Source organism: Exiguobacterium sp. s75, assembly GCF_018617145.1.
GTDB classification, from domain to species: Bacteria; Bacillota; Bacilli; order Exiguobacteriales; family Exiguobacteriaceae; genus Exiguobacterium; species Exiguobacterium profundum.
The window spans coordinates 1,553,276-1,565,386 of the sequence record NZ_JACSJQ010000001.1 but is presented as its reverse complement, the minus strand read 5'-3'; the positions used below and the strand labels follow the sequence as shown (position 1 = coordinate 1,565,386).

Genomic DNA, 12,111 nt, shown 5'->3' with positions numbered 1-12,111 from the left:
CCTCCTGAATGTGGGGGACTCGCTTTTTCAAACGGTCAGGGGTCGTTTCTTCAACACGAGGATGGTGAAGAGGAAGACGATGCCGGTCATGCCGATCATGACAAGGATGGAGAGGAACGGGAACTGTCCCTCATACATCGTGATGACACCGTTATTTAACCAATAGGTCGGCAAGAAACGACCGACGAGTTTCAATGAATCCGGTAACCAAAGGAGGCTGATGAATGCCCCACCGGTGATAGCGGATGCCATCGTGACCGAGATTTGAAAGATGTTCGCCTTCTCCCGATTCGTCGCAAAGACGGCGATGAGACCACCGAGTGCCAGACAGACGAGCAAATAGGAAGAAAACAAGGCGAACACGGTCGGAAGATGTGTCCATACGTCCTGACCATATAGAGCGAGGCTCACACCAATCAACAGCATCACGTAGACGAAGCCGACGAGATAAAAGGCGAGGAGCAGGGAGGCGAAGTAACGCCGTGGTGTCACCGGTGAGGCAAACAACCGCGCATAAATCTTCTCGTCCCGGTCGTCTGCGACAAACATGGGGATGAACTGGAGAAAGGTCGACATCATGATGAACGACAATAGACCGAAGAAGGCTTGTGTCCGAGCGGTCGTGGCGACACTTTCCTGAAAAGGTTCACTTGAAAGTGTGTAACCGTTCGCCGTCTCAATGGATGCGAGCTCTTCGAACGTCGCTTCCTCATAGTTGCTCGCTTCGAGCAGTTGACGTTCGCGGGACAGATGACCGTTCAGCGCCTGCTCGATCAACGAGGCATCACTCCCGGCGATCGCAGAGAAGGAGAGGCGGGGCATGTCTCCTGTGAACGCCTGTTCCGTGAAGTCTTCTGGAATGATGAGGACGATATCTTCTCCTTCTAACAAGACATCCTCCGTGCTCGATTCGAGCAATGTGACCCGACCAAATCGTTCGGCCTCGTCAATGAGACGTTCGGCGAGGAGTCCACCATCCCGGTCGACAATCCCGATGGATGCGTTCAAACTGGACGTTCCGCCGACGAAGGAGAGGATGAGCGCGAAACCGAACATCGACACGAAGGTGAACACCCACAGTCCTTTCTTTCGAAGCATCCGTTTGGCCACATGTCTAATGAGTACCATGACGCTTCACTCCTTTCGAGAGAATGTAGCTGAATGCGATCAAGATAAGGAGATGAATCCCGAGCAATCCGAGACTTTGCCAATACAGATTCATGTCCCCTTCCCGCAGGAGGACGGCTAGCATCCCGTCCCGCATGAAAATCGGCATGAACACGTAGGCAGCCCACGGCGCGTAGTTCAGCGTCACTTGGTCAAAACCGGGGACATAGCCACCGGATAAGATCATGAGGATGGCGACGAAGCCGTTGACGATCGCATCCTTTGTCGTCGCGCTCAACTTCGGCAAGTTGACGATCAGGAATCCGATGGCGACCCCGTACGCGGTCAAGGCGAGCCAAGACAGGATCAGATAGCCGAACTGCACGTTCGCCAAGTCGAATGTGCGATAGACGAAGTGACTGAACCAAAACAAGAGAATGAGTTGCAACAAGATGATGACGTAGCGACTGAACGTCCGCGCGAGTCGATACTCGACCGTTCGGACGGGTGCCGCTTGGATGCGCAAATAGCTGCCTGTGTTCGGCTGTTCTTCTCGTGCCATCGCCGTGATATAAAACGACCCGAACAATGCCGTCATGATCGAGATGGTGACGGTGAAATACTCGAGCGACGTCGGGGTGCGTCCCGCCAGGTCGACACTTTCCGTATCGAGCCACGCCTCATTCTCGTAAGGGGCCGACACGCCTGCTTCGGCGAGCGTGATCTGTTGATTGGCGATTGCCGTATACTGACCGAGGATGGCATCGAGGACGTCGAACTCGACGGTCGTCGGTTCCTCATAAAAGAGCGTGATGTCAGGTCCGTCGAGTTGCAGTATGACGTCGGCATCGCCATCGTTCACACCTTGTTCGGCAGATGGGAGGTCAGCGTATGGAACGAGTCGGATGAAAGCTTGAATGTCTTCTTCTTTTAAAAAGGCCTCGAGTGGCTCGCGATACTGGTCGGTCGACGATTCGACGTAGGCGACGTTCGTGACCGGCAGTTTGAACGTGTCACTGAAGACGGCCGACAGCATCGTCCCTAGTCCAAAGATGAGGATGAGCGGAAAGATGAGCATCCAAAAGAGGGTGGCTCGGTCCCGTAGTCGCTGTTTTACATCATATTTGATGAAGGTCCACATGACGCCCCTCCTATTCCCGAAGCGTCTTCCCCGTCAATGCCAAAAAGACGGTATTGAGGGAAGGACGGTCGACCGTGATGGAAGTGAAATGGACATGTTCTTGATGGAGCGTCTCAAGGAGCGGGGCGAGCGGCGTGTCCTTGTCTAACGACACCTCGATGTACGGCTCTTCATACTCCACTTTTTGAACGTGGTCGAGTGCATCGAGTCGTTCGAGCAAGTGAGGTGTGAGCGCATCGACTTTGATCCGGGCCGTCTCGAGCGTCATGACACGGTCTTTCAGTTCGTCCTGCGTCCCTTCGGCGATGATCTTTCCTTCATCGACGATGGCGATCCGGTCGCAGAGGAGTTCGACTTCTTCCATGTAATGAGACGTGTAGATGATGGTGGCACCGCGGCGGTTCAGTTCGCGGATGTTCTCTAGAATGGTATTTCGCGACTGCGGATCGATGGCGACGGTCGGTTCATCCATGAAGATGAGTTCGGGTTCATGGACGATGCCACAGGCGATATTGAGGCGACGGAGGAGACCGCCGGACAGTTCGGGCGGGCGTTTCTTTTGATGGGCATCGAGCTCGACGAAGTGGAGCGCGGCCTCGGTCTTTTGTTTCGCTTCTTTCGGACTGAAGCCATACAGCTCCGCAAAAAATTGGATGTTCTCATAGACGGTCAGCTGGTCATAGACGGAGACGTGTTGCGGCACGATCCCGACGCGGCGTTTGATGGCCAGTTCGTCTTTTGGCATCGCTTTTCCAAAAATGTGAATCGAACCGGAGTCCGCCTCGTACAGATTCAACATGACCGAAATGGCGGTCGTCTTCCCGGCACCATTCGGTCCGAGCAACCCGAACAGTTCGCCTGCTTGCACGTTCAGACTGAGGTCGTTCAAGGCGATCGTATCCCCGAACCGTTTCGTGACATGGTCGAGCGAGATAATGAACATCGTGATACTCCTTTCGCATATGAAATATTCCTCGTTCTACACAAAGGTGTTCGAGGATTGTCACGAATTTACCTGTCCGGAACGCATGAAATGTGCAATAATCTAATTATTCAGATAATTATAGTGTCGAAATGAGGGATTTGGATGAAAGGATGGCAATTCAATAAACAAGAGGGGGCATTGTTCCCAGACGAAATCGTGCTTTCTGCGTTTTGTACAGTCGAACCGAAACGAATGGATTCGACACTCCCGTTCTATTATGATGAGTCGATTTTTCGTTTCACGAATAAGCATGGAGAGACGTTCTACTTTAAAATATCCCCGAGCTATCACGAGTTTGAAATCAATATTAAAGGTGGGGACGGGGAGCTTGTATATTATCAACTGCTCCGTACCGTCAGCAAGGTCGAGATTTTAGAAGACCGGCGAGACCACGCAGAGTTATTGATCGTCCTAGCTGAAGATCGAAAGCGGACCGTGACGTCAATCGAATTGACCGTCCGACCGCGTTTTCGTGTGCTCGTGAAAGAGCATGAGATATAAGGAGTGTCAGGTTCAAGAGCGGATGCAAATCCGCTTTTTGTTTTGCCGAACAAAAAGACAGCCACGACGTGACTGTCCCTTCAGCGGTTATTTCGTTAAAAAGATTTGAACATGGATGGTCGACCCTTGGGCATCGGTCGCTTTGCCGATCCCGAGGTGCGTATAATTCGCATTCAAGATGTTCGCACGATGACCACTACTGTTCATCCACGCATCGACCGCCCGGACCGGGTCGCTCGATCCTTTATAGATGTTCTCTCCCCAGCCCCGATATAGGACACGGTAAGCGTCTAACGTGTCCCCGGGTGTGCCGTTCTCCTTGAGCGTGTGTGAGAATTGACCCGTACGCGCCATCTCATCGGCACGGACTTGAGCGACACGGTTCGCCTCACTCGAAGCGGCGAGAAGAGAGAGGCCGGCAGCATCTCGTTCTTTGTTCGTCTCGGTCAACACATTGACGGGCGACGTGAAGCTGACATGGTTGGCGAGGATGTAACCGGTGTATGAACCGTAGCGCACCTTGTACCATCGTGATGTGCCGGTATAGCGATATGACACAGTCTCAAGTTCTGTACCCTGCCGGACGAACTTGACGTTCGAAGAAGTCGTGAGCGGACGTGATTTTAAATAAACGCTCGACGGTTTGACGTACGTCGGTTTCGTAAATTTCACCTCGGCAGTGGACAAGCGGACATACTTGGCGGGCAGATAAGCGTAGCCGCTGCCCCATTGAATCTTATACCAGCGCACACCGTCCAATTGGAACGATGTTCGGACACGCATCGAACCGTCTCGCGGAATGAGTGCAAGTCGTTTCGCGCTCAAAGAAGGCGACTGCCGGACATTGAGTTGACTAATGTTGGTCACGTAACCGGTTGTGTTGATCGACGTCTCATAATAGGCTTGGACGCGGTTGATAGAGAAGGGCGACCCGATCACACCGAGTGTCAGAATGATGGTGAGTAGTAGAGAGAGATGCTTCTTCAATGGAATCGACTCCTTTTGTGGGACTCCCTATATTCTATATTGTTTGGGTGATTTTTGGTTTTACCATTTCATTACAAAAAGGATGGACTCTTCGTGAGCCCATCCTCGCGTCATTTATACAGCAAATACTCTTTTCGAATCGGGAGGAAGGCGTCCCGCTCGTTCTCGATTTTCATCAGGATGTCTTCAAGCGGAGCTCCCTCGAGAATCATGTCTTTCACGTAGGCGTTTCCTGTCAGTTTCGTGATGAAGTCGTTCGCTAAAAATTCGAAGTCGTCCGGATACATGTCATGAGCCGTTTGAATCATCGCAATCCCGGTTCGCGTCGATTCGAATCGAACCGGGTCGGTGACATACACCTCAACCCCGTGCGTCAGTTTGCCCGCATGCTTAGAGAACGTCGGAGTGAACGAGGCGGCCCGGAAGGCGACACCCGGCAACTCGAGTTCGTTCAGCTCATTCGCATAGTCATGCGCTTTTATATACGGCGCGCCGATCAGCTGAAACGGTTTCGTCGTCCCGCGACCCTCGGATAGGTTCGTCCCTTCAAACAATCCGGTCGCAGGGTAGACGTTGACCGTGTCGGTCGTCGGCATGTTCGGGGACGGCATGACGAACGGGAGGCCCGTGTCCTCATACATCATCGAACGTTTCCATCCTTTCATTTTGACGACTTCGAGGTCGGCTTGAATCTGATACTCGGTGTTGAACAGTCGCGCGAGTTCTCCGACGGTCATCCCATGCTTTAATGGAATCGGATAAAGACCGATGAAGCTAGAGTAGTCCGGGTCGAGCACCGGACCGTCGACGCGAAGCCCACCTTGTGGGTTCGGACGGTCGAGGACGACGAACGGAATATCGTTCTCGGCTGCGGCTTCCATCGCATACGCCATCGTATAGATATACGTATAGTAGCGTGTCCCGACGTCTTGGATGTCAAAGACGAGCACGTCGACATCTTGTAGCATCTCAGCCGTCGGTTTCTTCGTGGCACCATATAGACTGTATACGGGCAATCCCGTCACGTCATCGATGTAGGAGCTGACGGTCGACCCGGCTTGGGCGTCTCCTCGAACGCCGTGTTCCGGTCCGTACAGTGCCGTCAATTCGAAGTCATCGGACTGGTCGAACAGGTCGACGATGCTCGTACGTTCCGCGTTGATCCCGGTCGGATTCGTGATCAGTCCGACCCGTTTTCCTTTCAAGATTTCCGGGTTTTCCATCAACCGGTCGACCCCGAGTTCGACCTTTGGTTTTTTCGGTTCAGACTTCGCATCGGCATCCAACCAGACGATGGAAGTCGTGAGGATCGTCAACGCGGCCATACCACCCATCCATTTTTTCATCAGAAGTTCCTCCTTTAATTCATGTAAGCGCTTTAATTTCTTAACAGGAGTGTACCATCCAGAAATTAAATTTCAATATTTAATCATAAAAATAGGAATTTATATTTCTTAATTTCGTACTATTTTCCTAATCGCACACAAAAAACGTGCCCTTCGATTAAAGGCACGTTCCTTCTTACTTATCTGACCGCGAGCGCTTTCCATCCGGTCGCGCTCATGACGGCGCTCACTTTTGATTTCGGGATGACCAAGCGTCCACGATATGGGTCGTTGATATACAAGTTTGATTTGTCATAGCCGGTTGCCAACATGACGTGATAGTTGACGTAGCCGGTGAACTTCTTGTTCGAAGCGGTGTACCAGTTGAAGTAGCCGTACGGTTTGTTGAAGTCGACGCTCGCCCAGACGATGACCGGGTTACCCATCGACAGTTCGCGCTCGATCGAGCCGAGGCCTTGGTTGGACAAGTCTTTCACCGGACGATATTTGCTGGCGAATCCGACCATGCCTTTCGGATAAATCCCGTAGTTCTTATATTTGCCGAGCGTCCCTTTCGGATCTCCCGTGAACATGACGTTCGGGTCGACCCAGCGATAGAGACGGTTCTCATAACGCGCGTTCCACATGCTCTTTGGCATCTCGTTATATAAGGTCGAGGCGCTGACGGCACGACCTTTCTCTTCAAGCGCCATCTTGAGGGAGAAGAACTCGCAGCCGGACGGATAGCCCATCGGGAACTGACGATAGAGTGGGACGCTCATCTTATAGATGGACAGTGCCTGAGAATAGGCGCCCCGCGCATCGAACGAGGCGTTGCCGACACGACGGTTTTGATACATCTTTCCATACGTGTCAAAGTAATACCACTTGCCGTCGATGGCTTGCCAATCCGTCTTCTTCGTCAACGCGGGAGCGTAATACTCGTACTGGGTCGTATATTTCCATCCTTTCTCGGGGACACCCGTCGAGTGGAAGTGATACGTCTTCCCATCCAATCGGAATTTCCCTTGTAGCCGGTATCCGTAGGTTGGGTGGAATCCGACCTTCTTCCCATCGACCGTTTGGAACCCATACTCGCGTCGTCCGTATGCATCGAATGAATAGACACGTGCATTTAGTTTATGGATACCTTCTAGTCGGTACCCGTACGTCGGATGGAATCCATACATGACACCATCGATTCGCTGTAGCCCATACTTGCGGTCGCCGTATTTTCCGAACAAATAGTGTCGATTGTTGATGCGATAGAGTCCTTCGAGGCGGTATCCGTAAGTGGGATGGAAACCGTACATCTTGTCACCGATCCGAGCGAGTCCTTGGCGACGTATCCCGTCATCCCCGAAGTAATAGCGACGTGTGCCGATCGTCTGCCATCCGGTCGCCATCTTCCCTTGCTCCATCAAATAATATTTCTTGCCGTCAATCGTATACATCCCTGTACGGATGGTGCCGTCTGGGAAGAAATAATGCTTGGCGTCACCAAGCTGCTGCCATCCCGAGAGACGGACCCCATCCTCGTTGAAGTAATAGCGCTTGCCGGCGATCGTCTGGAATCCCGTGACGGGTTGACCGGTCTCATCGTAATAGTAGACGAGACCGTCCCGTTCCTGCCAGCCGGTGAGTAGCTTTCCGTTCTCGTCAAACGTGTATGTCGTGCCGTCAATCGCATAAGCACCCGTGACGAGTCGACCGTCTGTCTCAAAGTAATAGGTAGCCCCTTCGATTTCCTGCCAACCTGTGAGGAGCATGCCATCTTCATTCAGATAGTATGTATGGCCGTCGATTTCTTGCCATCCCGTCAAGACCGTCCCGTCACCCGACGTATAGACGATGCCATTCTCCGTCTGTTGGAATGAACCTTCCGCATGTGTCAGAAGGGGAGAGGTAAGGAGGGTGCCGGCAATTAAACTAAATAGGGTAGTTGTCTTCCACTTCATATGAGTAAGCCTCCCGATTTTCAAAAAATGCTATATAAAATAATATAACCATTTTTATCCAAGTGAAGATAGTGGCAAATGAATCATTTGTGAGGTCAGACGTTTACGCCGAATGACTCATGAATCGAAGTCGTTTCGATGCCACGAAAAGGGAGATGAGAACGACAACGGTTCCCGTCACGAGTGGCCACACGAGATCCACTTCGGTCAGGAGCACCTGGCTCGATTGTGGACCGAGCATCCATGGCATCCAATCGAGGTCGACCCATCCGATGAGGAGCGACATGACGAAATGGAGACCGAGCGTCAAGACGACCGCGACGACCCCGCTCTCAATTATGGCAGCGAGGAGAATGAAGATGGAGAGCTGAACGACGAAATGACAGACGAGAAGTGCCGTCGAGACGAGAAATGCGGGTACATCAAACGGCTCGAAAAGAATGACCGTATAGTACGCCGCCGCTAATTGGGCGAGTAAGAGGCCACCGACCGTCAAGAGGACGTAATGGGCCCATTTGCTGACGACGATGCGAGACGTCGGAATCTGTAACGATTTGAGCCAGGCGAGCGTCCCGTTCGTCCGCTCATGACTGAACGTGTGCATCGCCGACAACAAGACGACGAGAAGTCCGATTTGACGGAGCTGTTCACTGACTGAAATCAATACTTCTTCTGGTGTCGGCGTCGGGAGCTCGATGACGGCGCCGTCCGGTAAGTTGCCGCCGGAGGCGAGGATATCCGGTAAGAAATAGAGCGTGAGCGGTTGCATCGAGGCAAGAAGCATGAGAACGATTGGGATCCATATGAGCCGCTTGTTCGACCATGCCTCTCGCCACTCCTGTTTGAAGATTGCGATACGCATCAGGCGTTCACCTCCAAGAATAGGGACTCGAGTGACGGGTGCCCGACGTGTAGCGATTGGATGGTGACGTTCCGTTCCAGGACGCGCCGCAAAATCGCCCGTTCGGCGAGATTCCGGTCCGTTGACTCAAACGTCCACGTGGAACCCCGTTTCGTTGTCCGAGCCACGCCTTCTAACTGTGTCCAGTCTGCTTCACTCGTCTCATCATCAAAGAGACGCAACTCGATGGTCGACTTCGAACCGAGTAGGTCGGTCACGGTTCCTTCCATAAGCAATTTGCCTTGGCGAAGCAAGAGCACCCAGTCGCTCGCCTCTTCAGCATCCGGCAGGACGTGCGTCGAGTACAGGATCATCCGCTCTCGTTTCAAGTCACTCAACAGATCGAGCACTTCGCGTCGACCGCGAGGGTCGAGTGCGGAGACGGGTTCATCGAGTAACAAGAGTTCCGGGTCATGAACGAGCGCTTGGGCGATCCCGAGTCGCTGTCGCATCCCGCCCGATAAGTTCGTTGCCGGACGGTCGACCGGTTCGAGCCCGACCCGTTTCAATAGTTGAATCGGATCGACATGTTTGGTCCCCGTCAATTCAGCGGCATACCGAATCGTCTCGACGGGTGTCAACGATGGATAGAGGGCCGGGCGCTGAGGCAAATAGCCGATCCGAATGCGTTCATGTCCACTCATGTCGCCGCTTGTCGGGTGGGTGACGCGGGCGAGCAAGTTCAAAAGCGTCGTCTTCCCGGCACCGTTTTCCCCAAGGAGGGACGTGCAGCCGGGTCGTAATTCGAAACTGACATCATCGAGCGCCGTGAAGGAGCCGAATTTTTTCGTTACATGTGTGATGTTCATCGCGGTGTCCGCCCCCATAAGAAGTAGATGATTGGGCCGAGTATGTTGATGAAAACGATGACGAGAAGCCATACCCATTTCGGACCGTTCGTCACGTCGCGTTTGAACAAGTCAATCAAGGCGACGACGAGTAAGATGAGTTGCAAAATCAGAACGGGTAGTAAGATGAGAAAAAGGGTATTCGGGTCGTTTACGATGTCCATCGTGAGAACCTCCTTTGAATTAGACTGTTCTTAAACACATTCTACACGTACAGGATGTCCCCTGTATGTGACACAAAAAATCCCCATCTCACGATGGAGATGAGGACGATGCATCATTTGACGATGATGACAGGAGCGAGAGCACGTTTGGCGAGTTTATGACTCACGCTACCGAGCACGAACTCTTGGAACGTGTTCAATCCGCGTGATCCGACGACAACATATTCGTACGGCTCATGGTTCGCATATTTGACGAGCTCGACGTCCGGCTCCCCACGAAGTTCGATGTATTCGTAGGCTATGCCTTCTGCTTCCGTCAAGTCGAACAATGGCTTGAGCATCTGCTTTCGCTTCGTCTCCAAGTCGATCTTTCCTGTCGAATTGAGGGCCGCTTCTTTCGATTCTTTCGCACTGATGACGTGTACGATGTCAATCGATGCATTCGACGCCTTTGCGAGCTGAATCGCTTTTTCAAGCGCACGTTTCGAGTGGGCAGAACCGTCTGCCGCTAAAAATACCTTTCCCATGAAAACTCCTCCTCTTTCGCACATTCTACTTTTAGTATAGGTGATTTCACGAGTCGGGGGAACGGTGAATCAGTGCCCTGCGTTCGCGTCTTGTTGCTTCAAGTGAAGGGCGAGCGTGTTGAGCAGTTTTTCCGAGTCTTTGTTCAAGTTGAGCAGTTCCGGTTCGATTCCGACTTCCCTATATTTGAAGATGACCTTATCAATTGCCCCGATGGCAGAGTCGTCCCAAAGATGTGTGTTCGCAAAATCGATCGTGACGTGTTTGATCCCCGCTTCCGCGTCTTCTGCCACATCGAACTGATTGACGAATTCAGACGTCGAGGCGAAGAAGAGCTGTCCGTTCACCATGTAATGAGCCTTGTCGGCATCGATCTTTCGCTCGAGATCGATTTTTGAGATTTTAGCAGCGAAGAGAATTGCTGCTGTCAAAATCCCGGCGAGTACACCGAGTGACAAATCATGTGTGACGACGGTGACGAGTACGGTGACGAGCATGACGACCGTATCCGATTTTTGGGCGGTACGCATCGCTTTGAGCGAACCCCAATCGAACGTCGCGTACGAGACGAAGAACATGACCCCGACGAGCGCGCCGACCGGGATCAGCATCAATACGTCACTGATCGTCATGATCATGATGAAGAGGGCAAGTCCGGCTGTGAATGTCGAGAGTCGACCACGGGCACCAGACGAGACGTTGATGACCGATTGTCCGATCATCGCACATCCTGGCATCCCACCGAAGAATCCGGTGACGATGTTCGAAATGCCTTGTCCGCGCGATTCGCGGTTTTTGTTCGAGTCCGTTCCTGTCATGTCATCGACGATTTGAGCCGTCAAGAGCGACTCGATCAAGCCGACGAAGGCGAGTGAGATCGAGTACGGCAAGATGATCATGAGTGTCTCGAGCGTGAATGGCACATCTGGGAACAAGAAGTCTGGAAGCGTCGCTGAGATCGTTCCCATATCCCCGATGTTTTTCGTGTCGAGTCCAAGCGTGATCGCGAGGACCGTCATGACGACGATGGCGACGAGCGGTGCCGGAATGGTCTTCGTCACACGTGGGAACAAGAAGATGATGGCGAGCGAGGCGGCGACGATTGCCCAGATGATCCAGCTCTCTCCTTCAAAGTTAGAGAGTTGCGCCTGAAAAATCAATATGGCGAGCGCGTTGACGAATCCGACCATGACGGCACGCGGGATGAATTTCATCAAGCGGGCGATGCCGAGGTAACCGAGAATGATTTGGATGATTCCGGTCAAAATACCAGCGGCCAGTAAATATTGAAGCCCATGGTCGGCGACAAGCGAGACGACGACGAGCGCCATCGCACCGGTCGCAGCCGAGATCATCGCCGGACGACCTCCGGCAACGGAGATGATCATCGCGATAATAAAGGAGGCATAGAGCCCGACCATCGGGTTGACTCCCGCGATGAGGGAGAAGGCGATGGCTTCAGGGATGAGTGCCAAGGCGACGACAATCCCGGCCAAAATGTCGGCCCGGACATTTCCGAACCATTCGTGTTTCAACGTATTCAATCTTTCCAAAAGAACACACCTTTCTATTTATAATGATTTAATTTTCGAGTCTCACGAAAATCAAAATAATGGAATCCGTTCATTTTCAACGTGTTTCATCATACCGAATTGAGTCCAAAATGACA

General features: G+C 52.4%; 12 protein-coding genes. 1 reads left to right on the top strand and 11 read right to left on the bottom strand.

Features of this window, described 5'->3' with window-relative positions:
* Positions 1-27: 27 nt before the first annotated feature.
* From KNO68_RS08095 to KNO68_RS08085, 3 genes are read right to left on the bottom strand one after another with little or no spacing between them, the layout of a single operon-like run.
* Positions 28-1,128 carry an ABC transporter permease gene (locus KNO68_RS08095; RefSeq protein ID WP_214757790.1) on the bottom strand — a complete coding sequence of 367 codons (1,101 nt, stop codon included), beginning with the start codon at positions 1,126-1,128 and terminating at the stop codon, positions 28-30.
* The gene (locus tag KNO68_RS08090; RefSeq protein ID WP_215112310.1) at positions 1,115-2,248 is read right to left on the bottom strand and encodes an ABC transporter permease; all 1,134 of its coding nucleotides are present in this window, start codon (positions 2,246-2,248) and stop codon (positions 1,115-1,117) included. The genes KNO68_RS08095 and KNO68_RS08090 overlap by 14 nt, the downstream gene beginning before the upstream one ends.
* Before the next feature lie 10 nt (positions 2,249-2,258).
* Entirely contained in the window at positions 2,259-3,191 is a 933-nt protein-coding gene (locus KNO68_RS08085; RefSeq protein WP_214683703.1) for an ABC transporter ATP-binding protein, read from the bottom strand.
* 144 nt (positions 3,192-3,335) lie between these two features.
* On the opposite strand from KNO68_RS08085, the gene KNO68_RS08080 reads away from it, so the two are divergent.
* Entirely contained in the window at positions 3,336-3,734 is a 399-nt protein-coding gene (locus KNO68_RS08080) for a hypothetical protein (protein ID WP_159562802.1), read from the top strand.
* A gap of 87 nt (positions 3,735-3,821) precedes the next feature.
* On the opposite strand, the gene KNO68_RS08075 is transcribed toward KNO68_RS08080, so the two are convergent.
* From KNO68_RS08075 to KNO68_RS08040, 8 genes are all read right to left on the bottom strand, one after another.
* Complete coding sequence (locus tag KNO68_RS08075) at positions 3,822-4,721, bottom strand: CAP domain-containing protein (RefSeq protein ID WP_214757786.1); 900 nt, start codon at positions 4,719-4,721, stop codon at positions 3,822-3,824.
* A gap of 110 nt (positions 4,722-4,831) precedes the next feature.
* Entirely contained in the window at positions 4,832-6,055 is a 1,224-nt protein-coding gene (locus KNO68_RS08070; RefSeq protein ID WP_483299281.1) for an exo-beta-N-acetylmuramidase NamZ family protein, read from the bottom strand.
* Between the two features lie 191 nt (positions 6,056-6,246).
* Complete coding sequence (locus KNO68_RS08065; protein ID WP_215112308.1) at positions 6,247-8,004, bottom strand: C39 family peptidase; 1,758 nt, start codon at positions 8,002-8,004, stop codon at positions 6,247-6,249.
* Positions 8,005-8,107: 103 nt separating this feature from the next.
* Positions 8,108-8,866: an ABC transporter permease gene (locus tag KNO68_RS08060; RefSeq protein ID WP_215112307.1), complete on the bottom strand. Its 759-nt coding sequence runs from the start codon at positions 8,864-8,866 to the stop codon at positions 8,108-8,110.
* On the bottom strand, positions 8,866-9,714 hold the full coding sequence (locus KNO68_RS08055; RefSeq protein ID WP_215112306.1) for an ABC transporter ATP-binding protein: 849 nt from the start codon (positions 9,712-9,714) through the stop codon (positions 8,866-8,868). Before KNO68_RS08055 ends, KNO68_RS08060 begins: the two co-directional genes overlap by 1 nt.
* Positions 9,711-9,917 carry a PLD nuclease N-terminal domain-containing protein gene (locus KNO68_RS08050; protein ID WP_031422647.1) on the bottom strand — a complete coding sequence of 69 codons (207 nt, stop codon included), beginning with the start codon at positions 9,915-9,917 and terminating at the stop codon, positions 9,711-9,713. Before KNO68_RS08050 ends, KNO68_RS08055 begins: the two co-directional genes overlap by 4 nt.
* Before the next feature lie 113 nt (positions 9,918-10,030).
* Complete coding sequence (locus tag KNO68_RS08045) at positions 10,031-10,444, bottom strand: universal stress protein (protein ID WP_047794988.1); 414 nt, start codon at positions 10,442-10,444, stop codon at positions 10,031-10,033.
* 69 nt (positions 10,445-10,513) lie between these two features.
* The gene (locus KNO68_RS08040) at positions 10,514-11,995 is read right to left on the bottom strand and encodes a SulP family inorganic anion transporter (protein WP_215112305.1); all 1,482 of its coding nucleotides are present in this window, start codon (positions 11,993-11,995) and stop codon (positions 10,514-10,516) included.
* Positions 11,996-12,111: the final 116 nt, after the last annotated feature.

What these genes read in the sequence shown, in the direction of transcription:
- KNO68_RS08070 (WP_483299281.1), bottom strand. Translation starts at nt 6,055, where the DNA reads ATGGGTGGTATGGCCGCGTTGACGATCCTCACGACTTCCATCGTCTGG.
- KNO68_RS08095 (WP_214757790.1), bottom strand. Translation starts at nt 1,128, where the DNA reads ATGGTACTCATTAGACATGTGGCCAAACGGATGCTTCGAAAGAAAGGA.
- KNO68_RS08080 (WP_159562802.1), top strand. Translation starts at nt 3,336, where the DNA reads ATGAAAGGATGGCAATTCAATAAACAAGAGGGGGCATTGTTCCCAGAC.
- KNO68_RS08065 (WP_215112308.1), bottom strand. Translation starts at nt 8,004, where the DNA reads ATGAAGTGGAAGACAACTACCCTATTTAGTTTAATTGCCGGCACCCTC.
- KNO68_RS08060 (WP_215112307.1), bottom strand. Translation starts at nt 8,866, where the DNA reads ATGCGTATCGCAATCTTCAAACAGGAGTGGCGAGAGGCATGGTCGAAC.
- KNO68_RS08055 (WP_215112306.1), bottom strand. Translation starts at nt 9,714, where the DNA reads ATGAACATCACACATGTAACGAAAAAATTCGGCTCCTTCACGGCGCTC.
- KNO68_RS08090 (WP_215112310.1), bottom strand. Translation starts at nt 2,248, where the DNA reads ATGTGGACCTTCATCAAATATGATGTAAAACAGCGACTACGGGACCGA.
- KNO68_RS08045 (WP_047794988.1), bottom strand. Translation starts at nt 10,444, where the DNA reads ATGGGAAAGGTATTTTTAGCGGCAGACGGTTCTGCCCACTCGAAACGT.
- KNO68_RS08050 (WP_031422647.1), bottom strand. Translation starts at nt 9,917, where the DNA reads ATGGACATCGTAAACGACCCGAATACCCTTTTTCTCATCTTACTACCC.
- KNO68_RS08085 (WP_214683703.1), bottom strand. Translation starts at nt 3,191, where the DNA reads ATGTTCATTATCTCGCTCGACCATGTCACGAAACGGTTCGGGGATACG.